Annotated in this window: 20 protein-coding genes; 1 reads left to right on the top strand and 19 read right to left on the bottom strand. The window is 65.5% G+C overall.

Annotated features, from left to right (window positions below):
- Positions 1-248: 248 nt before the first annotated feature.
- Positions 249-1,469 carry an arsenite efflux MFS transporter ArsK gene (gene arsK / locus ACOYJQ_RS14925; RefSeq protein WP_433459484.1) on the top strand — a complete coding sequence of 407 codons (1,221 nt, stop codon included), beginning with the start codon at positions 249-251 and terminating at the stop codon, positions 1,467-1,469.
- Positions 1,470-1,486: 17 nt separating this feature from the next.
- Here arsK and pstB read toward each other — a convergent pair whose 3' ends face one another.
- The 19 genes from pstB to nuoG form a co-directional block, all read right to left on the bottom strand.
- The gene (gene pstB, locus ACOYJQ_RS14920) at positions 1,487-2,269 is read right to left on the bottom strand and encodes a phosphate ABC transporter ATP-binding protein PstB (RefSeq protein WP_433459583.1); all 783 of its coding nucleotides are present in this window, start codon (positions 2,267-2,269) and stop codon (positions 1,487-1,489) included.
- A gap of 74 nt (positions 2,270-2,343) precedes the next feature.
- Entirely contained in the window at positions 2,344-3,708 is a 1,365-nt protein-coding gene (gene pstA / locus ACOYJQ_RS14915) for a phosphate ABC transporter permease PstA (RefSeq protein ID WP_433459483.1), read from the bottom strand.
- 1 nt (position 3,709) lies between these two features.
- Positions 3,710-5,077: a phosphate ABC transporter permease subunit PstC gene (gene pstC / locus ACOYJQ_RS14910; RefSeq protein WP_433459582.1), complete on the bottom strand. Its 1,368-nt coding sequence runs from the start codon at positions 5,075-5,077 to the stop codon at positions 3,710-3,712.
- Between the two features lie 210 nt (positions 5,078-5,287).
- Positions 5,288-6,322 (bottom strand): PstS family phosphate ABC transporter substrate-binding protein, encoded by a 1,035-nt coding sequence (locus ACOYJQ_RS14905; protein WP_433459481.1) that lies wholly within the window; start codon positions 6,320-6,322, stop codon positions 5,288-5,290.
- Between the two features lie 929 nt (positions 6,323-7,251).
- A complete protein-coding gene (locus tag ACOYJQ_RS14900; RefSeq protein WP_433459479.1) occupies positions 7,252-7,950 on the bottom strand; it encodes an ABC transporter ATP-binding protein in 699 nt (232 codons plus the stop codon).
- A 5-nt stretch (positions 7,951-7,955) separates the two neighbouring features.
- Complete coding sequence (locus ACOYJQ_RS14895; RefSeq protein ID WP_433459477.1) at positions 7,956-9,242, bottom strand: lipoprotein-releasing ABC transporter permease subunit; 1,287 nt, start codon at positions 9,240-9,242, stop codon at positions 7,956-7,958.
- Between the two features lie 127 nt (positions 9,243-9,369).
- Positions 9,370-10,701 carry a proline--tRNA ligase gene (gene proS, locus ACOYJQ_RS14890; protein ID WP_433459475.1) on the bottom strand — a complete coding sequence of 444 codons (1,332 nt, stop codon included), beginning with the start codon at positions 10,699-10,701 and terminating at the stop codon, positions 9,370-9,372.
- 401 nt (positions 10,702-11,102) lie between these two features.
- The gene (locus tag ACOYJQ_RS14885) at positions 11,103-11,333 is read right to left on the bottom strand and encodes a DUF1467 family protein (protein ID WP_433459473.1); all 231 of its coding nucleotides are present in this window, start codon (positions 11,331-11,333) and stop codon (positions 11,103-11,105) included.
- Between the two features lie 134 nt (positions 11,334-11,467).
- Complete coding sequence (locus tag ACOYJQ_RS14880) at positions 11,468-13,138, bottom strand: ribonuclease J (RefSeq protein WP_433459472.1); 1,671 nt, start codon at positions 13,136-13,138, stop codon at positions 11,468-11,470.
- Between the two features lie 6 nt (positions 13,139-13,144).
- Positions 13,145-13,948, bottom strand: coding sequence for a biotin--[acetyl-CoA-carboxylase] ligase (locus tag ACOYJQ_RS14875; RefSeq protein ID WP_433459469.1), 804 nt, complete (start codon positions 13,946-13,948; stop codon positions 13,145-13,147).
- Positions 13,948-15,384, bottom strand: coding sequence for an NADH-quinone oxidoreductase subunit NuoN (gene nuoN / locus ACOYJQ_RS14870; protein ID WP_433459468.1), 1,437 nt, complete (start codon positions 15,382-15,384; stop codon positions 13,948-13,950). Before nuoN ends, ACOYJQ_RS14875 begins: the two co-directional genes overlap by 1 nt.
- A gap of 10 nt (positions 15,385-15,394) precedes the next feature.
- Positions 15,395-16,906, bottom strand: coding sequence for an NADH-quinone oxidoreductase subunit M (locus ACOYJQ_RS14865; RefSeq protein ID WP_433459466.1), 1,512 nt, complete (start codon positions 16,904-16,906; stop codon positions 15,395-15,397).
- The gene (gene nuoL / locus ACOYJQ_RS14860; protein WP_433459463.1) at positions 16,906-18,933 is read right to left on the bottom strand and encodes an NADH-quinone oxidoreductase subunit L; all 2,028 of its coding nucleotides are present in this window, start codon (positions 18,931-18,933) and stop codon (positions 16,906-16,908) included. Before nuoL ends, ACOYJQ_RS14865 begins: the two co-directional genes overlap by 1 nt.
- Before the next feature lie 12 nt (positions 18,934-18,945).
- Entirely contained in the window at positions 18,946-19,254 is a 309-nt protein-coding gene (nuoK, locus tag ACOYJQ_RS14855) for an NADH-quinone oxidoreductase subunit NuoK (RefSeq protein WP_433459460.1), read from the bottom strand.
- A gap of 15 nt (positions 19,255-19,269) precedes the next feature.
- Positions 19,270-19,887 carry an NADH-quinone oxidoreductase subunit J gene (locus ACOYJQ_RS14850; protein WP_433459459.1) on the bottom strand — a complete coding sequence of 206 codons (618 nt, stop codon included), beginning with the start codon at positions 19,885-19,887 and terminating at the stop codon, positions 19,270-19,272.
- A gap of 108 nt (positions 19,888-19,995) precedes the next feature.
- Complete coding sequence (gene nuoI / locus ACOYJQ_RS14845; RefSeq protein ID WP_433459457.1) at positions 19,996-20,484, bottom strand: NADH-quinone oxidoreductase subunit NuoI; 489 nt, start codon at positions 20,482-20,484, stop codon at positions 19,996-19,998.
- A gap of 131 nt (positions 20,485-20,615) precedes the next feature.
- On the bottom strand, positions 20,616-20,879 hold the full coding sequence (locus ACOYJQ_RS14840) for a hypothetical protein (protein ID WP_433459455.1): 264 nt from the start codon (positions 20,877-20,879) through the stop codon (positions 20,616-20,618).
- Entirely contained in the window at positions 20,876-21,919 is a 1,044-nt protein-coding gene (gene nuoH / locus ACOYJQ_RS14835) for an NADH-quinone oxidoreductase subunit NuoH (RefSeq protein WP_433459454.1), read from the bottom strand. The genes ACOYJQ_RS14840 and nuoH overlap by 4 nt, the downstream gene beginning before the upstream one ends.
- Before the next feature lie 10 nt (positions 21,920-21,929).
- Positions 21,930-24,008, bottom strand: coding sequence for an NADH-quinone oxidoreductase subunit NuoG (gene nuoG, locus ACOYJQ_RS14830; RefSeq protein WP_433459452.1), 2,079 nt, complete (start codon positions 24,006-24,008; stop codon positions 21,930-21,932).
- Position 24,009 lies beyond the last annotated feature (1 nt).

Below are 24,009 nucleotides of genomic sequence, written 5' to 3'. Positions count from 1 at the left end.
AATTATGTCTATCGCCCATGGACCTTGAAGCAGAAAACGGCGCGCATGGATATCTTTTTATGAGCGGACGATTCCCGTACCCCGCCCGGATGGCGCATCAGCCTTGCGCGGCAAACAGACGTTCGTTTCCAGACCGTTAAGCAATCGGCCGGAAACTGCCTGCCATGGCAGGAATCTGCACTTCCGGGAGACATGTTTCCGCGAGGCGCGCTTCACGGCCGCGCGCATGGCATCCGGGGCGATCCGACATGAATTCCCTCACCATGATCACCGCCCTCGGCATCGCCCAGGTGATCGGTTACGGCACGCTGTATCACAGCTTCGCGCTGCTTGCCCCGGCGATGGCGCAAGGGCTCGGGTGGCCCGTCGAGGGGGTGTTCGGCGTTCTTTCGGCGGCGCTGCTGGCCAGCGGGCTGCTGGCGCCGCGCGCGGGCCGCTGGGCGGACAGCATCGGCGCGGGACGGGTGATGGCGATCGGCACGCTCGCTTCGGCGGCGGCGCTGACGTCATGCGCGCTGCTGCCGGGCCGCGCCGCATTCGTCGCCACCGTCACCGCCATCGAGATCGCGGCGATCCTGATACAATACAACACGTCGTTTTCGTTCCTGGTGCAACTCGATCCCCGCTCGGCGCAGCGCAACATCACCTATCTGACCCTGTTCGCCGGCCTTGCCTCGACGATCTTCTGGCCCATCACGACATCCCTGCACGCCGTCCTGTCGTGGCGGCAGGTGTATCTCGTGTTCGCCGCATCGCATCTCGTCATCTGCCTGCCGCTCTACATCTGGCTTCTCGCCTGGGCGCGGCGTTTCCGCGCGGGCGGCGGCTGCGCGGAAGCGCCGCGCGAAACCCGGCCGGAGCCCGGCCCCGACAGGATCGACGGGCAACTCGCGCCGGAGCACAGGGCGACGGCGTCCGCCCTGATGATCGCCGGCTTCGCCTTTCAGAGCTTCGTGCTGTCGGCGCTGCTGATCCACATGCTGCCGCTGCTTTACGCCATCGGCCTCCAGTCGTCGGCGGTCGCCATCGGCATGCTCGTGGGTCCCGCGCAGCTTCTGAGCCGCACGGGGAGCATGGTTCTCGGCGGCCGGCTGTCGCAGTCCACGCTGGCGATCGTCTCGGCGGGGCTGATGTCGGGCTCGCTGCTGATCCTGCTCGCCCTCATGCCCCACATCGGCGGCGCTGTCGCCTTCGCCGTCGTGTTCGGGCTCGGCGCGGGCCTGAGCAGCATCGTGCAGGGCACGCTGCCGCTGGTTCTCTTCGGCAGCACGGGCTATGCGGCGCGGGCGGGACAGATCACCTCGGCGAAGCTCATCGTCTCTTCCGCCTCGCCGCTGATCTTCTCGCTGCTGATGGAGCGGGCCGGCGTCGCCTGGACACTGGCCGCCTCGGCGGCCGTCGGAGGCGCGTCGGTCTTCATGTTCATCGCGATCATGCGGCTGCTGCGCCTGCAAGCCCCCGCCCGGTAAACGCCGCGCCGGTGGTGCTATCCGATGCGCCCGGTGATGTAGTCCTGCGTCTTCTTGTGCCGCGGATGGGTGAGGATCACCTCGGTCGGGCCTTCCTCAATCAGCCATCCCAGATGAAAGAACGCCGTCTTCTGGCTGACGCGCGCCGCCTGCTGCATGGAATGCGTGACGATGACGATGGTGAAGTGCTCGCGCAATTCGTCGATCAGTTCCTCGATCACGGCGGTGGCGATGGGATCGAGCGCCGAGCAGGGCTCGTCCATCAGGATCACCTCGGGGCTCACGGCGATGGCGCGCGCGATGCACAGGCGCTGCTGCTGCCCGCCCGACAGCCCGGTGCCCGGCTCGCGCAGACGGTCCTTGACTTCCTCGAACAGCCCCGCCCGCTTGAGACTGGCGACGACGATCTCCTCCAGATCGGCCTTCGAGCGCGCCAGCCCGTGAATGCGCGGGCCGTAGGCGACGTTCTCGAAAACCGATTTCGGGAACGGATTGGGCTTCTGGAACACCATGCCCACGCGCGCGCGCAATTCCACCACGTCGAGGGAGGGATCGTAGATGTCCTGTCCGTCCAGCGTGATGTCACCGACGACGCGGCACCCCTCGATGGTATCGTTCATGCGGTTGATGCAGCGCAGAAAGGTCGTCTTGCCGCAGCCGGACGGGCCGATGAGCGACGTCACCGCCTTTTCGGGCACATCGAGCGATACGTCGAACAGCGCCTGCTTCTCGCCGTAGAAGACGCCGACATGCCGCGCCTTGAGCCGGATGCCGCGCGGCTGCGGGTCCGGCGTGCGCACGGTCTCGACGGGGGCGACCGCGCTTGCGGCATCCGGCGGCGCCAGCCGGGCGCCGGTCGTCGGGTCGAGGGCGGTCATTGGCGGCGCTCCAGTCTTTTACGCAGGAAGATGTCGAGGCCGTTCAGGACGATCATCAGGCCGAGCAGCACCATGATGGCCGCCGAGGTGCGCGCCTCGAAGAAATTGCGGTTCTCGTTGCCCTGCCACAGATAGATCTGCGCCGGCAGGGCGCTCGACTGATCGAACGGCGTCGCCGGGATGGAGGCGACGAAGGCGTTCATGCCGATGAGCAGCAGCGGCGCGGTTTCGCCCAGCGCCTGCGCCACCCCGATGATGGCGGAGGTCAGGATCGCCGGAAAGGTGATCGGCAGCACATGATGGAACACCATCTGCGTCTGCGACGCGCCCACCCCCAGCACCGCCTGGCGCAGCGACAGCGGCACCGCCCGCAGCGCCGAGCGGGTGGCGATGATGACGGTGGGCAGCGTCATCAGCGTCAGCACCAGGCCGCCGACGAGGGGCGCGGACATCGGCAGCCGGAAATAGCGGATGAACACGGCCGCGCCCAGAAGACCGAAGACGATGGAGGGAACCGCGGCGAGATTGTTGATGTTGACCTCGATGAGATCGGTCACGCGGTTGCGCGGCGCGAATTCCTCAAGGTAGATGGCGCTCGCCACCCCGATGGGCACGGCGAGCACGATGACGATGAGCATCATGTAGAGCGAACCGACGAAGGCCCCGGCCAGACCGGCGGCGGCGGGCGCCGAGCGCGAGTCGGTGTTGGTGAAGATGTGCCATGCGAAGGCGAAGCGGATCGTGCCGTCCGCGAGCATGGCGTCGGCCAGGTCGCGCGTCTGCCGCGACAATTGCTGGCGCGCATCGGGCAGGTCGCGGTTGATCGTGCCCTTGAGCCAGTTGTCGGTATTGGCGGAGGCGAGCATGTCGACCCGCACGGTTTGCCCGAGCAGGCCGGGGTCGGCGACGAACATGTCGCGCAGGCGATGGCGCTCGTTGGTCTCGACCAGCGCCATCGCGCTGCGCCGGTCGATGGCGAACCCCTCCGGCGCGCCTTCGCGCACCGCCTGCTCCACCAGCGCGCCCCAGTTCACCGCCGCGACCTGACGCCGCCACGCCAGCATGGCGGCGCGAAAATCGGCGTCGGACTGTCCGACGGCGCGCACGGGCGCGGGACCGACCTTGACGACGGCCGGATCGAAGGTCGCATCGAGCGACAGCGTGGCCTGCATGAAGGCGGGCGCGCCCTTGGACACCATCATCCAGAACAGCGTGACCACGAGGCCGAGCGCGATGACGATGGCGGCGAGCCCCGCGCCGCGGAACAGGCGCTCGACCAGATGGCGGCGCGCGAGGCCGGCCCGCACCCGCGCCTGCCGGCGGGCGGCCAGTTCGTCGAAGCTGGCGGCGATATCGACCATGCTATTCGTATTGCTCCCGGAAGCGGCGGACGATGTAGAGGGCGACCATGTTGAGCAGCAGCGTCAGCACGAAGAGGGTGAGGCCGAGCGCGAAGGCCACCAGCGATTGCGGACCGGCGAAGTCGGAATCCCCGGTGAGCTGGTTGACGATGGTCACGGTGATGGTGGAAACCGGCTCGAACGGGTTGAAGCGCAGCACCGGGCTGTTGCCGGCCGCGAGCACCACGATCATGGTTTCGCCGACGGCGCGGCTCACCGCCAGCAGCAGCGCGCCCACGATGCCCGGCAGGGCGGCCGGCAACGTCACCCGGCGGATGGTTTCCGACGGCGTCGCGCCAAGCCCCAGCGAGCCGTCGCGCAGCGAGAGCGGCACCTGCCGCATGATGTCGTCGGACAGCGAGGACACGAAGGGAATGATCATGACGCCCATCACCAGCCCGGCGGTGAGCGCGCTGGTGGCGCGGATGTCGAGGCCGATCGCCGCCCCCGCATTCGACAGGAACGGCCCCACCGTCACCAGCGCGAAGAAGCCGTAGACGATGGTGGGGATGCCCGCGAGCACCTCGATCACCGGTTTGGCCACGTCGCGCAGGCGCTCCGAGGCGTATTGCGAGAGATAGATCGCCGTCAGCAGGCCGACGGGCAGCGCGACGAGCATGGCGATGAGCGCCACCATGATCGTGCCCCACAGCAAGGGCAGCAGCCCGTACTGCCCGATGGCCTGCGTGCCGGTGGTGGCGAAGCCCGGATTCCAGACCGTGCCGAAGAAGAAATCCAGCGGATGAACGAAGGCGAAGAAACGGAACGCCTCGTTGAAAAGCGACACCACGATGCCGGCCGTCGTCAGCACGGCGATGGCGGAGCACGCGAGCAGCAGCGCCCGGATCACGGTCTCCACCCGGTTGCGCGCCCTGAAGGCGGGCGAGATGCGCCGGCGCGCCGCCAGAAGCCCCAGAATGCCGAGCCCGGCGGCGGCGGCCAGCACGATCAGGAAGGCGAAGGTGCGGAACGCGCGCAGCGCCGCGCCGGCGGCGATCTCATAGGGCTGCGCCTGCCCGGCGACGCCGAAGCCGGAAGCGATGGCCTCGATGCGCCGGATGGCGGCGTCGAGCGGATAGGCGTCGAGCGCCGCCACCTCGGCGGGCAGTTGCGCGATGACGAACCCGCGCGTCACCCCCGCCCCGAAAAGCGCCCACAACCCCAGCACGAGCAGCATGGGCACGAGACACCAGATGGCCACCAGCGTGCCGTGATAGCCGGGGCGCGAATGCAGGCGCCCTCCGCCCGCCACCGCAAGGCTGCGCGACACGCCCTGCGTATAGGCGAAGCCGAGAAGAACGAGAATGAGCGCGGCGGTGAGGAATGAAATCACGATAATCGTCTGTCGGAACGGATAACGCCATTCCGGCGCAAGCGAATATCGCGCCTGCCCCGGAACTGCGTCAGAACAACCAGATGGAACGCTTCCGCGTTTCAATGAAAAGGAGAAACGCTCCGGTCTGCGGATGATCCGCGATTCGTGCGGAAGGCGAATTGCCGTCGATCAAACGCCCGCCTCCCGCATTCGCCCGCGCGGGGCTTACTTGACGTCCGCGGCCGAAAGGCTCTTGCCCTCGTTGAAGGCGGCCAGGAACTTCGCCGTCTCATCGGCCGGGGCCGGGATCAGGCCGGCGGATTCGAGACGCCCGCCCACACCGGCGATGTCCGGCGAGAGGAAGAACGCGACATATTCCGCGATGCCCGGAACGACGCCGATATGCTCGCCCTTCACATAGAAGAACAGCGGACGCGACACCGGATACCGGCCGGCGGCGATCGTCTCCAGCGTGGGCTCCACGCCCGACACGGTGGCCACCTTCAGCGTGTCGCGGTTCTGGTCATAGAACGACAGGCCGAAGACGCCGACGGTGTTCGGGTTGGACTGAAGGCGCGCGAGAGTCTCGGTGTAATCGCCGGCGATCTCGATCACCACGTCCTGACGGAACGCGGACTGGGCTTCCTTGGGGGCGTCCGCCGGCGGGTTGGACGCCTTGAAGCCGGCGGCGATCACGCGCTCCTCGAACACTTCGCGCGTGCCGTGGTTGGAAGCGGGAATGGCGAGGGCGATGGGCTGGTCGGGAAGCGAGGCGTCCACGTCCTTCCAGCTCTTGTTGGGGTTGGCCACCCACTTGCCGTCGATGAAGAGCTGCGCAGCGATCGCCTTGTAGACATGCACCGGCTCGAGCTTGAAATCTTCCTTGCCGATCGAGACGGCGAAGACGATGCCGTCATAGCCGATCTGGACTTCGCGGATGTCCTTCACACCGTTCTTGTTGCAGGTCTCGATCTCACCGGCGCGAATGCGGCGCGAGGCATTGGCGATGTCGATGGTGGAGGTGCCCACGCCCTCGCAGAACTGGCGCAGGCCGCCGCCCGTGCCGCCCGAACCCACCACGGGGGTCTTGAACTCGGGGTTGGCTGCGCTGAATTCCTCGGCGACGATCGAGGCGAAAGGCAGAACGGTCGAAGATCCGGCGATCTGGATGGTGTCCCGGCTCTGGGCGAAAGCTCCGGTGGTGGCGAATGCCCCGATAATGGCAAGAGCGGCGACGCTCGCCTTGAGTGCGTTCTTCATGATCTCTCTTCCGTATCTGGAGCATGATCCCCAAAAGCAGATGCCACTTTTTGGAAAAGATGATGCTCGAACAAAAAGATAGAGCAATTCTGCATTTCAACGAAAAGTAGAATTGCTCTGGAGAAGCAGGCGGAGGATGCGAAGATCCCGATGAACCGGCGGCGTCATGACATCCCGCCGGTCGTCTTGCCCGGCCCCTTGCGAGGCCGGCTGCGGATGACGCGTCTACAATCACCTGAATCACCGCATGAGAGAACGATATCAGGATAAAACAACATTTCAGAGACAGCATAAGAAGTTGATAATGAATAACAAATAGCATTCTGGCACCATAGCTTCCGCTTTTCGCGAACTCTTCGTCGGCAAGCGGACGCTACGCCCCCGAAGCACCTGGAAGAACTGACCGCCCGGCGGAAAATCGATGATTTTACGATTTTATATTGGAACCGGCGTGCGGCTGACTGTCGCGGCGGCGGCAACGGGCGACCACGCGCCATGGAGATCCGAAGCGGCGGACGTCCCGGTCGAGGCGCTCGGAGGCTCTGTCAATGCATTGATGCGTCGCGTTTTTCCGGCGCAAACAGCCGCCCGGCGAAAAGCGCGCGCTTTTCCGCTCAAGGCTCTATCTTATTGACTTGACGCGTTTTCTTCACGCAAAGCGGTATCCGCTTTGCTTGAAAACGCTTTAGACCGGGATGCGATCAGGTTGAATCGCCATCCCGCTCTAAATTCCATATTTTACCGCAACTTGCGTTCAAGCCGATGGATCGGCTTGAACGCAAGTTGCTCTGCTGTGCATTCTACTGCATCGAAACGGAAAGAAGACCGACATTTCGCAAAAAGCGCCGCCGGAAAACGGCTCGGGGCGATTTTTCGATTCACGCCGAAGGCGTTTTGACGCGCATGCGGCTTGCGCCTGACCACGCACCCTACGCGGGCAGCACGAGACCGTCGCGGATGGTCACGCGGCGATCCATCCGGGCCGCGAGATCGAGATTGTGGGTGGCGATCAGCGCGCCGAGCCGCGAGGCGCGAACCAGCGCGACCAGTGTCGCGAAAACGTGATCGGCGGTTTTGGGGTCCAGGTTGCCGGTGGGTTCATCCGCCAGCAGCAGCCGGGGCGCGTTGGCCACCGCGCGCGCGATGGCGACGCGCTGCTGCTCGCCGCCGGACAGCTCCGCGGGCCGGTGATGCAGGCGCTCGCCGAGCCCGAGAAAGGACAGCAGCTCCTGCGCCCTCTGCACCGCCGTCCGCCTGTCGAGGCCGCGGATGAGCTGGGGCAGGCAGACGTTCTCGAGGGCTGAAAACTCCGGCAGGAGGTGGTGGAACTGATAGACGAAACCGATCTCCAGACGGCGCAGGCGCGTGCGACCGCCGTCGTCCAGCCCCACCGTCGCCTGCTCGCCGATATAGACCTCGCCGGAATCGGGCCGCTCCAGCAGGCCGGCGCAATGCAGCAGCGTCGACTTGCCCGACCCCGACGGCGCCACCAGCGCGACGATCTCGCCGGGCCACACGGCGACATCCGCGCCGCGCAGGATTTCCAGCGATCCTTCTCCCTGCGGGTAGTGGCGCACCACCTGCGACAGGAACAGGGCGGGTGTCGGCGGCGGATTCGTGTGAACCATCTCTGTCAACCGTAGCGCAGGGCTTCGACGGGATCGAGCCGCGCCGCCCGCCAGCTTGGGTAAAGGGTCGCCAGCAGCGACAGCAGCATGGCGGTGAACACCACGGTCGCCACCTCCCCCGGCTCGATCACCGCCGGCAGGCGGCTCAGGAAGTAGATTTCCGCCGAGAACAGCTCCGTGCTGGTCAGCGACGACAGGAAGGAGCGGATGGATTCCACGTTCAGCGTGATCACGAGCCCGAGGAGAAAGCCGGCCAGCGTGCCGGAAATGCCGATGGACGCGCCCGTGATCAGGAACACGCGCATGATGGCGCCGCGCGTCGCGCCGATGGTGCGCAGGGTGGCGATATCGGCGCTCTTGTCCTTCACCAGCATGATGAGGCCGGAGACGATGTTGAGCGCCGCCACGAGCACGATCAGCAGCAAGATCAGGAACATGACGTTGCGCTCGACCTCCAGCGCGCTGAAGAACGTGCGGTTGCGCTGGCGCCAGTCCGTCATCATGATCTGGCGCCCCGCCGCCTGATCGATGGCCGCGCGCGCCTCGTCCACCCGGTCGGCGTCGGCGACGAACACCTCTATGACGCTGACGTCGCCGTCGCGGTTGAAGTAGTTCTGCGCTTCCTCCAGCGGCATGTAGACGAAGGCGGCGTCGAACTCCGACATGCCGATCTCGAAGATCGCCACGATGGGGTATGACTTGATGCGCGGCGCGGTGCCGAAGGGCGTCGCCGCCCCCTTGGGCGACACGACGGTGAGCGTGTCGCCCGCCCGCAGGCTCAGTTGCTCGGCGAGCCGGCGGCCGATGGCCACCCCGCCCTTCTCGTCGAAGCCGGCGAGCGTGCCCTCGCGGACCGTATCGGCGATGAAGGGCGTGGCGGCGAGATCCTGTTCGCGCACCCCGCGCACCAGCACGCCGCCGGCGTTGTAGGGCGAGGAAGCGAGCGCCTGCCCTTCCACCATCGGCACGGCGCGCGTCACGCCGGGCACGGCGGCGATGCGCTCCGATACCTCGACATAATCGCGCAGGGGCGAATCGATGGGAGCGACGAAGATATGGCCGTTGACGCCGATGATCTTGCTCAGAAGCTCGGCGCGAAAGCCGTTCATCACGGACATCACGACGATCAGCGTCGCGACGCCCAGCATGACCCCGGCGAAGGAGAAGCCGGCGATGATCGAAATGAAGCCCTCGCGCCGGCGCGCGCGCAGATAACGCCACGCCAGCAACCATTCGAAGGGCGCGAACGGCCTCGTCGCGCCGGCTTGCGATGCATCGCCGCCTCTCGCCATCGTCCTCGAACCTCTTCTCCCCGGAGCATCGCGCCTTCGCGAACGCCAAGGCGACGCTCCATCCATTCGTTGACGCATCACGCGCCCCGGAAAGCGCGAGCGCCCTCCGGTCCGCCGCCGCGCCGCTTCAGGACGCGCCCGCGGCGATGCGCTCGACGGCATCCTCCACCGACAACAACTCGCGCTCGCCGGTCGCCCGGCGCTTGACCTCGACCTTGCCCTCGGCCAGCGACTTCGGTCCGACCAGCACCTGCCAGGGCGAACCGATCAGGTCGGCGGTCGCGAACTTCGCGCCGGGGCGCTCGTCGCGATCGTCATGCAGCACGTCGAAACCGCGCGCGGCAAACGCCTTCTCCAGCCGGAAGGCCGCGGCGTCGGTGGCCGAATCGCCCACCTTCAGGTTGAGAAGGCTGACATGGAAAGGCGCGACCGGATCAGGCCAGATGATTCCGGCGTCATCGTGGCTCGCCTCGATGATCGCCGCGACCAGCCGCGAGGGGCCGATGCCGTAGGAGCCCATGTGCAGGGTGTGTTCCTGCCCGTCCGGCCCGGTCACGGACGCCTTGAAGGGATCGGAATACTTGGTGCCGAAGTAGAAGATATGCCCCACCTCGATGCCGCGCGCCGACACCTGCTTGGCGGGCGCGATGGCGTCGAAGGTCGCGGGATCGTGCTTTTCCGATGTCGCCGCGTAGAGCGCCGTCCAGCGGTCGAAGATGGCCTGCAACCCTTCCGCGTCGTCGAAATCGGTATCGGCGGGCGGCGCCACGAACTCCAGAAAATCCCGATGGCAGAAAACCTCGCTCTCGCCGGTATCGGCGAGAATGATGAATTCGTGGCTGAGATCGCCGCCGATCGGCCCGGTGTCGGCCTGCATCGGGATGGCCTTGAGTCCCATGCGCGCGAAGGTGCGCAGATAGGCCACGAACATGCGGTTATAGGAATGGCGGGCGCCGGCGGCGTCGATATCGAAGGAATAGGCGTCCTTCATCAGGAATTCGCGCGAGCGCATGGTGCCGAAACGCGGCCTGATCTCGTCGCGGAACTTCCACTGGATATGATAGAGGTTGAGCGGCAGATCCTTGTAGGAGCGCACGAAGGAGCGCACGATATCCGTCACCATCTCCTCGTTGGTGGGGCCGTAGAGCATCTCGCGGTCGTGACGGTCGCGGATACGCAGCATCTCCTTGCCATAGGCCTCGTAGCGCCCCGATTCGCGCCACAGATCCGCCGACTGGACGGTCGGCATCAGGATTTCCTGCGCCCCGGCGCGCGCCTGCTCCTCGCGGATGATGGCGCAGATCCTGTTCAGCACCTTGAGCCCGAGCGGCAGCCAGGCGTAGATGCCCGCCGACTGCTGCCGGATCATCCCGGCGCGCAGCATCAACCGATGCGAGACGATTTCCGCTTCCTTGGGGGTTTCGCGGAGGCTGGGAAGAAAATAGCGGCTGAGACGCATGGGAACCCTGATCGATAAGACAGATGGAATCGCAAAAACCTCTGGATCAAAGGCCATAGCATCTGTAGCGCCATCTGCACACAGGTTTCCGCAAGGCGCTGCCGCGAAGCGGGCCCGACGCGGACACCGCCCGGCGACCATCCGCCCGTGTGCACAAAAAGGTGACAACTTGCCGCGGATGTCGTATGAATCGCCCCGGCTGGCGGTCGGCTGCCCGAAAGGCGGTATCGATGCAGCGGTCCAAGTCTCGGGAGGAAATCAGCCGCGCGCGGTCAACGCCACCAACAAGCGGCAGGTCAATGGCCGCAAAAGGCCCTTTGCGTAGCGGTAGGTTGAGAATTTGGCTGACACTTCACGGCAAGGCTTCGGCCTTGCTTTTTTGTCGGCGCCCGCCTGTCGCATCACAGCGAGACGGTGCGGATCAGCACCTGTACCCCGGCGAAGATCGCCGCCGCCAGCACCGTGGTGACGGCGGCCTTGCGCCACAGACGGGGGCGCTGCGGCGCGCCCGGTTCCGTGCCGGGCTGCACCTCTTCTTCCCACTGGCCGCGCACGCCGAAAGGCAGCACGGCAAACAGCGTGATCCACCAGATGATGAAATAGAGGGCTATCATGCCCGCGGGGCTATCCATGATCGCCTCTGGCTATGGCATCAAGCCGGGAAGTGTATGCGCCTTGCAGGAAAACTCAGCGCGTAAACAAATGGATGGAGCGGCGGCATGTCCCCGTTTGAATCTCCGTCGCTCCGGAGCCGGATTGCGGCGCATCAGACCGTCACGACATGCACATGACAGGTGGGCTTCTTGCCCCACCTGCGTTGCATTTCAGCGCGCACGGCGCGTTCCAGCGCATTCACCACGGAATCGGGATCGCGCCGGCGCGCGCGCGGCAGCGATTCCAGCAATTCGACGACGGTTTCCCCGATGATCTCATCGAAGTTCTGGCCGTCGGGCGTCGCAGCCGGCAGCCCGGAGCTGCCCACGGAAATATCGCCCGCCAGTTCCCCCTTGTCGGAAAGCGCCACGGCAATCGAAATGACACCGGAGAAACCCAGCCTGCGCCGCTCGGGCACGGCGCGCTCGGCGGCGCTGATGAGCAGATCGCCATCCTGATACACGCGCCCGACCGGCACCTCGTCGATGACGGCGGCATCGCCGGGCGCGAAACGCACCACATCCCCGTCTTCCGCGTTGAGCACGGTACCGACGCCCTGCTTGCGCGCGAAATCGCGATGCGCCGCCAGATGCAGCGGCTCGCCATGCACGGGCAGCACGATCTTCGGCCGCACCCAGCGATACATCTGCTCCAGTTCGCCCCGGCGCGGGTGGCCGGAAACATGCACGAGCGCATCGCGATCCGTGATCACCTCGACGCCGCGCCGCACCAGATTGTTGATGATGCCGCTGATGGCTTTCTCATTGCCCGGAATGGCGCGCGACGAGAAAATCACGCGGTCGCCCGACGCCAGCGAGATATCGGGGTGGTTGTCGACGGCGACTCGCGCCATCGCCGCCCGCGGCTCGCCCTGGCTGCCGGTGAGCAGCGCCACCACCTTGTCGCGCGGCAACTGGTCCCAGGTTTCCGATGATCTGAACGGCGGCAGGCCATCGAAATAGCCGAGTTCCCCCGCAACGCCGATCACGCGGTCCATCGCGCGCCCCACGACCACCACCTCGCGTCCAGCCTTCGCCGCGGCCTCGGCCACGGCACGGATGCGCGCCACGTTGGAGGCGAAAGTCGTCACCGCCACCCGCGCCGGCGCTTCGGCGATCAGCTTGACCAGCGACGCTGCGACAGCAGTCTCGCTTTCGCTGGCGCCGTCGCTCGTGGCGTTGGTGGAATCGCACACCATCGCCAGAACGCCCTCGTCGCCGATCGCCGACAGGCGCGCGCCGTCTGTCGGAACGCCGACGAAAGGCGTTGGGTCGATCCGCCAGTCGCCCGTATGGAGCACCGTGCCCAACGGCGTGCGAATCGCCAGCGCCGTCGCCTCCGGGATCGAATGCGCGACGGGCACGAACTCGATGTCGAACGGCGGCAACGCGATCCGCGCGCCCGGTTTCACCGTCTTGAGCGGGATACGCGGCGCGCCGGGCTCCGAGAGCCGCCGCGTTTCCAGCAGTCCCGCAGCAAAAGGCGTGCAATGGACCGGCGCATCGAGATGCGGCCACAGCTTCGCCAGCGCGCCGATATGATCCTCATGCGCATGGGTGATGACGATGCCGATGAGATCGCGCCGCTCCTCCGAGATGAAACGGATATCGGGGAACACCAGATCGACGCCAGGCGCCTCCTCCCCGGCAAAGCTGATGCCGCAATCGACCATGATCCATTTGCGGCGATCCTCGGGGCCGAAGCCGTAAAGCCCGAGATTCATGCCGATCTCGCCAAGCCCCCCGAGGGCGACGAATACCAGATCGTCCGCGCGACGCGCCATAGGCTGTCAATCCTTCCGTACCGTCGCAGCCGAGCCGAAATGAACCTCACCCGCAGCGATCGCCACGACCTGCCCATCCGCCCGCTGCATGATCAGACGACCTGAATCGTCTATTGTTTCGAACACGCCCTTCAGAGCGCCTCCGGCCGTCTGCACGTTCACCGGCGCACCGAGCCCCGATGCGCGCTCGAGCCACAGATCCCGGATGACCGCCATGCCGCGCCCGTCATCCCAAAGTCCTATACAGCGATGCCACTCCTCGGCAAGCGCCATGAACAGCGTTTGCGCCGAAATCGCCGCCCCCAGGGATAGAAGCGAGGCCGCCGGATAGGGCAGACCGGGCGGCGCCGCCACGGCGTTGACGCCGATGCCCACCACCACCAGCCGCTTTCCAGACTCGAGCGGCTCGCTTTCAAGCAGGATACCGGAGAGCTTCGCTCCGTCCGCCAGCACGTCGTTGGGCCATTTGAGACTGATGCGCCCGCGCAGAAAAGGCGCGGCCCGCACGATCGCCCGCTCCACCGCGACGCCGGCCACGAAGCCGAGGGTCGCGGCCGCGGCCACCGTCACATCCGTGGTCATCAGCAGACTTGCGGCGAGATTGCCCTGTGGGGAGGTCCATGCCCTGTTCCGGCGCCCGCGCCCGCCGAGCTGATGGCCGGTCACGACCCACAGCGGGCCGGGATCGCCCGCACGGCCGCGCCCCATCGCCTCGGTATTGGTGGAACCGCTCAACACGTCAAAAGCCGCCAGTCTGAAACCGGCGGCCTCGACTTCGGGCGACAGGGAAAAACCGCCGTCCGACACCATCAGAACAGGGACTTTGCGGCCGTCGCGGCTGCGCCGACGAGAGGCGCGGGCACCACCCAGAACAGCAGCACGACGATGCTGGATGCGCCGAGCACCGCCTTGAGCACCGGCGTCATCGGCTCATAGGGCGTCGTCGCCTCATCGAAATAGATGATCTTGACGACGCGCAGATAGTAATAGGCGCCGACGACGCTCGTCAGCACGCCGATCACAGCCAGCGTATAGAGCCCCGCCTCGATCGCCGCCCCGAATACATAAAGCTTGCCGAAGAAGCCGGCCCACGGCGGGATACCCGCGAAGGAAAAGAAGATCATGGCGAAGAAGAACGCCATCGCCGGCTGCGTCCGCGACAGGCCGGCGAGATCGTCGATGCGGTCCACATAGACATTGCCGTTGCGCAGCGCCAGGATACCGGCAAAGGCGCCGAGCGTGGTGGCGAGATAGATCGCCATGTAGATCAGCACCGCCTCGACGCCCTGCGGCGTGCCCGCCGCGAGCCCGACCAGCGCATAACCCATATGACCGATGGACGAATAGGCCATCAGCCGCTTGATGCTGCGCTGCCCGATGGCCGCGAACGAGCCGAGCGCCATCGAGGCGAAAGCCACGACCACGAGGATCTGCTGCCATTGATCGACAATGGCGGGGAACACGCCCGCCAGCACGCGCACGGTCAGCGCCATGGCCGCCATCTTGGGCGCGGCCGCGAGAAACGCGGTGACGGGCGTGGGCGCGCCCTCATACACGTCGGGCGTCCACATATGGAACGGAACCGCCGAAATCTTGAACGCGAGCCCGGCGATGATGAACACCAGCCCGAAGATGAACACGACGCCGTGCCCGCCGGCGAGCGAGGCGGCGATGTCCTGGAACACGATGCTGCCCGTCATGCCGTAGACCAGCGAGGAACCGTAGAGCAACATGCCCGACGACAGCGCGCCCAGCACGAAATACTTCAGCCCGGCCTCGGTGGAGCGCGCGTTGTCGCGATCGAAGGCGGCGATGACGTAGATCGCCAGGCTCTGCAACTCCAGCCCGACATACAGGATGAGCAGGCTGTTGGCGGAGATCATCATCAGCATGCCGAGCGTCGACAGCAGGACGAGCACCGGAAACTCGAACTTGTCGAGCCCTTCGCGTGCGAAGAACTCGCGCGACAGGGCGATCGCTACCGCCGAGCCGATCAGCGCCAGTATCTTCCAGAAGCGGGCGAAGCCGTCGACGATGAAGGAACCGCTGAGGGTCACGACTGTCTCGCCGCCTTGCAGGGCGACCGCCGCGCCCGCCAGCACCAGAAGGACAAGCGCCAGCGCGTTGACGAGGCCGCTCGAGCGATCCCCCCGGATCGCGCCGATCAGCAGCAGAAAAAGCGAGCCGACCGCCAGCAGCAGCTCAGGCAGGACCACGCCGATCGCAGGAAGTGTCTCGGATGTCATCGCTCTGGCCTCACTGCACGCTTACGGCGGCGGTCTTGACGAGCGCCAGCGCCGCTTCTGTGGATTTCAGCAATTGCTCCGTCGCCGGAGCGAACACGTTCAGGATGTCGTCGGGCTGCACGCCATACCAGATGATGAGCAGGATCAGCGGCACCACGGCGGCGATCTCCCGCCGGTCCAGATCGGGAATGAGCTTCAGGCTCTCCTTCTCCAGCGGTCCGAAGATCACGCGGCGATAGAGCCACAGCGCGTAGGGCGCGGAAAGAATGAGGCCCGTCGCCGCGAAGAAGGCCACCCACGGATTGGCTCGGAAAGCGCCGGCCAGCGTCAGGAACTCGCCGATGAAGCCCGAGGTCCCCGGCAGGCCGATGTTCGCCATCGTGAACACCATGAAGGCCACCGCATAATGCGGCATGCGGTGCACCAGCCCGCCGTAGGCGGCGATGTCGCGCGTGTGCATGCGGTCATAGATGATGCCGACGCCGAAGAACAGCGCGCCCGAGACGATCCCGTGCGAGATCATCTGGAACATCGCGCCCTGAATGCCTTGCTCGGTGAGCGTGAACAGGCCCATCGTCACGAAGCCCATGTGCGCGATGGAGGAATAGGCGATCAGCTTCTTGATGTCCTGCTGGGCCAGCGCCACGAGCGAGGTGTAGATGATCGCCACCACCGACAGCGCGAAGACGAGCGGCTGGAAGTAGAGCGAGGCTTCAGGAAACATGGGGATCGAGAAGCGGATGAAGCCGTAGCCGCCCATCTTCAGCATGATGCCGGCCAGGATCACCGATCCCGCCGTCGGCGCCTCGACGTGCGCGTCCGGCAGCCATGTATGCACCGGCCACATCGGCATCTTCACCGCGAACGAGGCGAAGAACGCCAGCCACAGCCAGATCTGGAGGGACGATCCGAACTTGAACGTCTGCAAGGTGGGAATGTCCGTGGTGCCTGCCTGCCAGTACATGGCGAGGATGGCGAGGAACATCAGCAGCGAGCCGAGCAGCGTGTAGAGAAAGAACTTGAAACTGGCGTAGATACGCCGCTTCCCGCCCCAGATGCCGATGATGAGGAACATCGGAATGAGGCCGGCCTCGAAGAATACGTAGAACAGCACGAGGTCGAGCGCCACGAACACGCCGAGCAGCGTCGTCTCCAGCACGAGGAACGCGACGTAATAGGCGCGCACGCGCGTGTCGATGGAATTCCACGAGGCGGCGATGCAGAACGGCATCAGGAAGGTGGTCAGCAGCACCAGCGGAAACGAGAACCCGTCCACGCCGAGCTTGAACGCCACCGTTTCCGCCAGCCACGGATGCGTCTCGACGAGCTGGAAGGCGGGATCGGCCGCATCGAACCGGCCCCACGCCACCAGCGACAGAACGAAGGTGACGAGGGTCGTCGCCAGCGCGATGGACCGCGCGTTGGAGCGGACGGCGGCATCGTCGCCGCGCAGCGTCAGGATGACCGCCGCGCCGACCAGCGGCAGCAACAGCAGGCCTGAGAGGATGCCAAGCCCAAACATCAGATCGCGCCCCCGAAAATGTACCAGGTCACAAAGGCCGCGACACCGACGAGCATCGCGAAGGCGTAATGATAGACATAGCCCGATTGCAGCCTCACGACGCGTCCGGTGACGTCGAGCACACGGGCCGAGACGCCGTCAGGCCCGAAACCGTCGATCAGCCAGCCGTCGCCCTGCTTCCAGAAGAACTTGCCGAGCCACTTCGCCGGACGCACGAACAGCCGCTCGTACAGCTCGTCGAAGTACCACTTGTTCAGCAGGAAGCGGTAAAGCAGCGGGTTGGCGGCCGCGAGCTGACGCGGCTTTGCCGGATCGAGCACGTAGAACCACAGCGCGAGCAGGAAGCCGGAGATCATCATCACGAACGGCGCGAGCTTCACCCACAAGGGCACGTCATGCATGTCGTGCAGGATGTGGTTGTGCTCACCCGTGAAGATCGCCCCCTTCCAGAAGGCGTCATAGCCTTCGCCGATGAAGGCGCCATAGAATGCCAGGCCGGCAAGGATCGCCCCCGCGGAGAGCACGACCAGCGGACCGAGCATCACCCAGGGGCTCTCATGCGGCGTGTGATCGTGGCCGTGATGATCGTCATGCGCGTGATCGTCATGCGCGTGATCGTCGTGCGTGTGGGCGGCATGGGCATGGTCGTCGTGCGCATGATCGTCGTGCGCGTCATGCCCCCAGCGCGGCTTGCCCTCGAAGGTGAGGAAATACAACCGCCATGAGTAGAACGATGTCATCAGCGCGGCGAGCACCGTCGAGATGAAGGCGAAGGTGGCGCCCGGCGCATGCGAGGCATAGGCGGCCTCGATGATCGCATCCTTGGAGTAGAAGCCCGCCGTGAAGGGAAAACCCGTCAGCGCCAGCGTGCCGATGGTCATCGCGATCGCCGTGAGGGGAATATGCTTGCGCAGGCCCCCCATCTTGCGCATGTCCTGCTCGTGATGCATCGCGTGGATGACCGAGCCCGCGCCAAGGAACAGCAGCGCCTTGAAGAAGGCATGCGTGAACAGGTGGAACACACCCGCGCTATAGGCCCCGACGCCCAGCGCCACGAACATGTAGCCGAGCTGCGAACACGTCGAATAGGCGATGACGCGCTTGATGTCGTTCTGGACGAGCCCGATGGTCGCGGCGAAAAATGCCGTCGTCGCGCCGACCACGATGACCACGGAGGATGCGTCCGGCGCATATTCGAACACCGGCGACATGCGCGTCACCATGAACACGCCGGCCGTCACCATGGTGGCGGCATGAATGAGCGCGGAGACCGGCGTCGGCCCCTCCATCGCATCCGGCAGCCAGGTGTGCAGCAGGAACTGCGCCGACTTGCCCATCGCACCCACGAACAGCAGCAGCGACACCAAAGTCAGCGCATGCCAGTCGAAGCCGATGAAATGGAAGGTCGCGTCCTTGAATTCTTCCGTGCGGGAGAAGATGTCGGTGAAGCCAACCGAGCCGAACAGCACGAAGATCAGCAGCATGCCGAGCATGAAGCCGAAGTCGCCGACGCGGTTGACGATGAAGGCTTTCATCGCCGCCGCGCAGGCGGACGGCTTCGAATACCAGAAGCCGATCAGCAGGTAGCTCGCGAGACCCACGCCCTCCCAGCCGAAGAACATCTGCACCAGATTGTCACCCGTCACCAGCATCAGCATGGCGAAGGTGAACAGCGACAGGTAGGCGAAGAAGCGCGGCCTGTCGGGGTCCTCGTGCATGTAGCCGATGGAGTAGAGATGCACCAGCGCCGACACCGTGTTGACGACGACGAGCATCACCACCGTCAGCGTGTCGATGCGCAACGCCCAGTCGACCACGAGGGTGCCGGACGTGATCCAGCGCGCGACCGGAACCGTGAACGTTTCCGCCCCGAAGCCGACCGAGATGAAGGCCACCCACGACAGCAGGGCCGAGACCCCGAGCAACGAGGTCGTGACGATCTCGCTGGCGCGCGCGCCGATGAAGCGGCCGAAAAGGCCCGCGACAAGAAAGCCGACAAGCGGCAGAAAGACGATTGCCTGATACATTCGGCTTGGCCCTCAGCCCTTCATCAGATTGATGTCCTCAACCGCGATGGTGCCGCGGTTGCGGAAGTAGACCACCATGATGGCGAGGCCGATGGATGTCTCGGCCGCCGCCACCGTCAACACCAAAAGCGCGAAGATCTGCCCCGCGATGGTGTTGGTGAAGATCGAGAAAGCGACGAGGTTGATGTTCACCGCCAGCAGGATCAGTTCGACCGACATCAGGATGACGATCACGTTCTTGCGGTTGATGAAGATGCCGAACACGCCCAGCGTAAACAGCACCGCCGCCACCGTGAGGTAATGAACGAGCCCGATTTCCATTTTCCCTCAGCCCCCTCAAACGCCTTGCCGGGACGGCACTTTCTTCAACTCGACGACATCCTTGTGCGAGCGCGCCACCTGCACGGCGATGTCCTGGCGCTTCACGCCCGGCTTGTGGCGCAGGGTGAGCACGATCGCCCCCACCATCGCGACCAGCAGCACGAAGGCGGCCGCCTGGAAGGCGAACAGATACTGCGTATAGAGCACATGGCCGATGGCTTCCGTGTTCGTCAGCCCCGCTGCCGGCGCATCGGCCGCAGCGCCCGCCGCCACCTGAAGGCTGGCGGGATCGGCGAACAGCGTGCCCACCACCATGACGAGCTCGATGAGGAACACGATCGCCACCAGCGCGCCGACCGGCAGATATTGCAGGAAGCCCGCCTTCAGCTCGGCAAAGTCCACGTCGATCATCATCACGACGAACAGGAACAGCACCGCCACCGCGCCCACGTAGACGACGACGAGCATCATTGCCAGGAATTCCGCCCCGATCAGGACGAACAGGCCCGCTGCGTTGAAAAACGCGAGGATCAGGAACAGCACCGACGTCACAGGGTTGCGCCCGGCGATCACCATGAACGCCGACGCGATGCAGATACCCGCAAACAGATAGAAGAAGGCCGCTGCCGCCATGCCCGTTCCCGCCTTTGATGGCCGTGTCGTCGATGTCGTGACGATGCAGCCGATTGATCTCGAAACACCGAACCCGGCAGGTTCACGTTTTCTTGCCGGGTTCCAGAATCACCTGTAAGGCGCATCCGCCGCGATGTTGCGGGCGATTTCCCGCTCCCAGCGCGCACCGTTGGCGAGCAGCCGCTCCTTGTCGTAGTAGAGCTCCTCGCGCGTTTCCGTCGCGAACTCGAAGTTCGGCCCCTCGACGATCGCGTCGACGGGGCAAGCCTCCTGGCAGAAGCCGCAATAGATGCACTTCACCATGTCGATATCGTAACGCGTCGTGCGGCGCGTGCCGTCGTTGCGGCGCGGACCCGCCTCGATGGTGATGGCCTGCGCCGGACAGATCGCCTCGCACAACTTGCAGGCGATGCAGCGTTCTTCCCCGTTGGGATAGCGGCGCAAGGCGTGTTCGCCGCGAAACCGCGGGCTGAGCTGCCCTTTTTCATAAGGGTAGTTCAATGTCGCCTTGGGCTTGAAGAAATACCGCATCGACAGCAAAAATGCCGATACGAACTCCTTCAGGAACAGCGCCTTAGCAGCCTGATCGAGCCTCATCGCCCGCCTCGCTCTCTCGCATGATCCCGAAAAGCGGAAACCGCCTTTCGGAAAAGATTATGCTCACACAACAGGATAGAACATTTCCGCGAAAGGCCGAAATGTCCTGAACACCGCGCAACCGCACGAACTCAACCGCCGATGGCGAGGCCGATCAGAAAGCCCGCCACCGGAAACAGGATCACCGTGCCGGCCCAGACCATCCGGCGAAAACCGGTGGCCCAGCGCTCAAGCTCCGCCCGCGTCATGCTCACCGGCTCCTCCTCGTCGCGCTCCGCCGCGTCGAGCCAGGCTCCGATGACACGGGACACGAGCCCGTGCCCGATCAACCCCATCGACAGGCCCAGAAGCCCGCCGACAACCGCCGCCTGCGGCAGGAATGCCGGCAGACTCACCCCGCCTGCGCCCAGCCCGTCAGTTGCAGCACGAACGCAACCGCGATCACCATGACGAGCGAGATCGGCAGAAACACCTTCCAGCCGAGCCGCATCAACTGGTCATAGCGATAGCGCGGCACGAAGGCCTTGGTCATGGCGAACATGAAGAACACCAGCGACACCTTGATCGTGAACCACACCACGCCCGGCACCCAGGTGAACGGCGCGAAGCCGATCGGCGATGTCCAGCCCCCCAGGAACAGGATCGTGGTCATCGCGCACATCAGCATGATCGACACATATTCGCCGAGCATGAACAGCAGGTATGGCGTCGAGCCGTATTCAACCATGAAGCCGGCCACGAGTTCCGATTCGGCTTCCGCCAGATCGAAGGGCGGGCGGTTCGTCTCGGCCAGCGCCGAGATGAAGAAGATCACCAGCATCGGGAACAGCGGCAGCCAGTACCAGTTCAGGAACGTCAGCCACGGCAGGCCGAGCGCGCTCGCCAGCCCGTAATCCTGCTGCGCGCGCACGATCTCGTTGAGATTGAGCGACCCGGCGCACATCAGCACCGTGACGATGACGAAGCCGATCGACACCTCGTAGCTGACCATCTGCGCCGCCGAGCGCAGCGCGGAAAGAAAGGGATACTTCGAGTTCGACGCCCAGCCGCCGATGATGATGCCGTAGACGCCCAGTGACGAAATCGCCAGAATGTAAAGCACCCCGACATTGATATCGGCGATGGCCCAGCCGTCCGCCACCGGAATCACCGCCCATGCGGAGAGCGCCAGCACGCACGTAAGCAGGGGCGCGAGCAGGAACAGGAACTTGTTCGAGCTGTCGGGAACCGTCGGCTCCTTGAACACGAACTTCAGCAAGTCCGCGAAGGACTGGAACAGCCCGTAAGGCCCGACGACGTTCGGCCCGCGCCGCAACTGCACCGCGGCCCAGATCTTGCGGTCGGCGAGCAGGATATAGGCGATGAACACCAGCAGGGCGACGAGCAGCAGCAGGCTCTTGCCGAGGATGAGCAGCACTGTCAGCAGCGTTTCCATCGACCGGCTCCTATTCCGCGGCCTGGCGGGTCACGCCCAGCGCCAGCGCCGAGCATTCCGCCATGATCGCCGATGCGCGGGCGATCGGGTTGGTCAGGTAAAAATCCGTCACGGGCGATTCGAAGCCCGCCCGTTCAACCGCGCCGCCGAGAGCCGCGAGGCGCTCGACGGTCGCCGGATCGGCCGGCTCCACCGTGTCGATCTTCGCCAGATGCGGATGCGACACGAAAAGCGACTGGCGCAATTGCGCGATATTGTCGAACGGCAGCCGGTGGCCGAGCACATCCGACAGCGCGCGGATGATCGCCCAGTCCTCACGCGCCTGCCCCGGCGGAAACACCGCCCGGTTGGCGATCTGCGCGCGACCTTCCGTATTCACGTAAATGCCGGACTTTTCGGTGTAGGCGGCGCCCGGCAGGATCACGTCGGCGCGATGCGCGCCCTGATCGCCATGGGTCCCGATATAGACCACGAACGGCCCCGGCGCGACCTTGATCTCGTCCGCGCCGAGCAGGAACAGTACGTCGACGCCGCCGGCCGCCTGACGGGCGGCATCGATGCCGCCCTCGCCCGGCACGAGGCCGAGATCGAGCGACCCCACGCGCGCGGCCGCCGTGTGCAGCACGGAGAAACCGTTCCAGCCCTCTTTGACGGCGCCCACGGCGAGCGCCGCCCGCGCCGCCAGCGACAGCACGGCAAGACCGTCCGCCCGCGTCAATGCGCCCTGACCGATGACGATCAGCGGCCTTTCGGCCTGCTTCAGCACTTCCGCGAAGGAATGCGTGCCGTCGGTGATCGCGGCCAGCGTCTCGGGACCGGCGCCGAGATATTCGTGCGTATAGGTCAGATCGACCGGCTCGCCGATCACGCCGACCGGCAGGTTGCCGGCCCGCCAGCGCTCGCGGATGCGGGCGTTCAACACCGCCGCCTCGCGGCGCGGATTGGCGCCGACGAGCAACACCGCATCCGCCTCGTGCACACCCGCGATCGTCGCGTTGAAGACATAGCTCGCGCGCCCGAGGATGGGATCGAGCACCGTGCCGTCCTGCCGCCCGTCGATATTGGGGGAGCCGAGCCGGGCGAGCAGCGACTTGATCGCGAAGCTCTCCTCGACCGCCGCCAGATCGCCGACGATGGCGCCGATCCGGTCCGCGGCCGTCGCCTTCACCTTGTCCGCGATCCGCGCGAACGCTTCCTGCCAGGAGGCGGGACGCAGCCGGCCGTCGTCACGCACATAGGGGCGGTCGAGGCGCTGCGTCTTCAGCCCGTCCCAGATGAAGCGCGTCTTGTCGGAAATCCATTCCTCGTTGATCGCCTCGTTGGTGCGCGGCAGCACGCGCATCACCTCGCGCCCGCGCGCATCCACCCGGATGGCGGAGCCCAGCGCATCCATCACATCGACGGATTCGGTCTTGAGCAACTCCCACGGGCGCGCCTTGAACATGTAGGGCTTCGAGGTCAGCGCGCCGACGGGGCAGAGGTCGATGACGTTGCCTTGCAGCTCCGAGCGCATGGCGCTCTCGAGATAGGTGGTGATCTCCATGTCCTCGCCGCGGCCGATGGCGCCGAGATCCGGCACGCCGGCCACCTCGGTGACGAAGCGGATGCAGCGCGTGCAATGGATGCAGCGGTTCATGGAAGTGCGCACCAGCGGGCCGATGTACTTGTTCTCGACCGCGCGCTTGTTCTCGGCGTAACGGCTCGTATCGACGCCGTAAGCCATGGCCTGATCCTGCAAGTCGCACTCGCCGCCCTGGTCGCAGATCGGGCAGTCGAGCGGATGGTTGATGAGCAGGAACTCCATCACCCCTTCACGCGCCTTCTTGACCATCGGCGAGCGGGTGAGCACCACCGGCGGCTCGCCGTTGGGACCGGGACGCAGGTCGCGCACGTTCATGGCGCAGGAAGCGGTGGGCTTGGGCGGGCCGCCCTTCACCTCGACGAGGCACATGCGGCAATTGCCGGCAATCGACAGCCGCTCGTGGAAGCAGAAGCGCGGCACTTCCGCGCCCGCCGCCTCGCACGCCTGCAACAGCGTGTATTCCGCCGGGACGTCGATCTCGTTGCCGTCTACGATGAGCTTTGCCATC

This window comes from Pseudochelatococcus sp. (assembly GCF_050946405.1).
Taxonomy (GTDB): Bacteria; Pseudomonadota; Alphaproteobacteria; order Rhizobiales; family Beijerinckiaceae; genus Pseudochelatococcus.
This window is presented reverse-complemented; position numbering and strand designations above follow the sequence as displayed.

Coding starts and splice junctions, on each gene's coding strand:
- arsK (WP_433459484.1), top strand. CDS start 249: ATGAATTCCCTCACCATGATCACCGCCCTCGGCATCGCCCAGGTGATC.
- pstA (WP_433459483.1), bottom strand. CDS start 3,708: ATGGTCGATATCGCCGCCAGCTTCGACGAACTGGCCGCCCGCCGGCAG.
- ACOYJQ_RS14905 (WP_433459481.1), bottom strand. CDS start 6,322: ATGAAGAACGCACTCAAGGCGAGCGTCGCCGCTCTTGCCATTATCGGG.
- ACOYJQ_RS14900 (WP_433459479.1), bottom strand. CDS start 7,950: ATGGTTCACACGAATCCGCCGCCGACACCCGCCCTGTTCCTGTCGCAG.
- ACOYJQ_RS14895 (WP_433459477.1), bottom strand. CDS start 9,242: ATGGCGAGAGGCGGCGATGCATCGCAAGCCGGCGCGACGAGGCCGTTC.
- proS (WP_433459475.1), bottom strand. CDS start 10,701: ATGCGTCTCAGCCGCTATTTTCTTCCCAGCCTCCGCGAAACCCCCAAG.
- ACOYJQ_RS14885 (WP_433459473.1), bottom strand. CDS start 11,333: ATGGATAGCCCCGCGGGCATGATAGCCCTCTATTTCATCATCTGGTGG.
- ACOYJQ_RS14880 (WP_433459472.1), bottom strand. CDS start 13,138: ATGGCGCGTCGCGCGGACGATCTGGTATTCGTCGCCCTCGGGGGGCTT.
- ACOYJQ_RS14875 (WP_433459469.1), bottom strand. CDS start 13,948: ATGGTGTCGGACGGCGGTTTTTCCCTGTCGCCCGAAGTCGAGGCCGCC.
- nuoN (WP_433459468.1), bottom strand. CDS start 15,384: ATGACATCCGAGACACTTCCTGCGATCGGCGTGGTCCTGCCTGAGCTG.
- ACOYJQ_RS14865 (WP_433459466.1), bottom strand. CDS start 16,906: ATGTTTGGGCTTGGCATCCTCTCAGGCCTGCTGTTGCTGCCGCTGGTC.
- nuoL (WP_433459463.1), bottom strand. CDS start 18,933: ATGTATCAGGCAATCGTCTTTCTGCCGCTTGTCGGCTTTCTTGTCGCG.
- nuoK (WP_433459460.1), bottom strand. CDS start 19,254: ATGGAAATCGGGCTCGTTCATTACCTCACGGTGGCGGCGGTGCTGTTT.
- ACOYJQ_RS14850 (WP_433459459.1), bottom strand. CDS start 19,887: ATGGCGGCAGCGGCCTTCTTCTATCTGTTTGCGGGTATCTGCATCGCG.
- nuoI (WP_433459457.1), bottom strand. CDS start 20,484: ATGAGGCTCGATCAGGCTGCTAAGGCGCTGTTCCTGAAGGAGTTCGTA.
- nuoH (WP_433459454.1), bottom strand. CDS start 21,919: ATGGAAACGCTGCTGACAGTGCTGCTCATCCTCGGCAAGAGCCTGCTG.
- nuoG (WP_433459452.1), bottom strand. CDS start 24,008: ATGGCAAAGCTCATCGTAGACGGCAACGAGATCGACGTCCCGGCGGAA.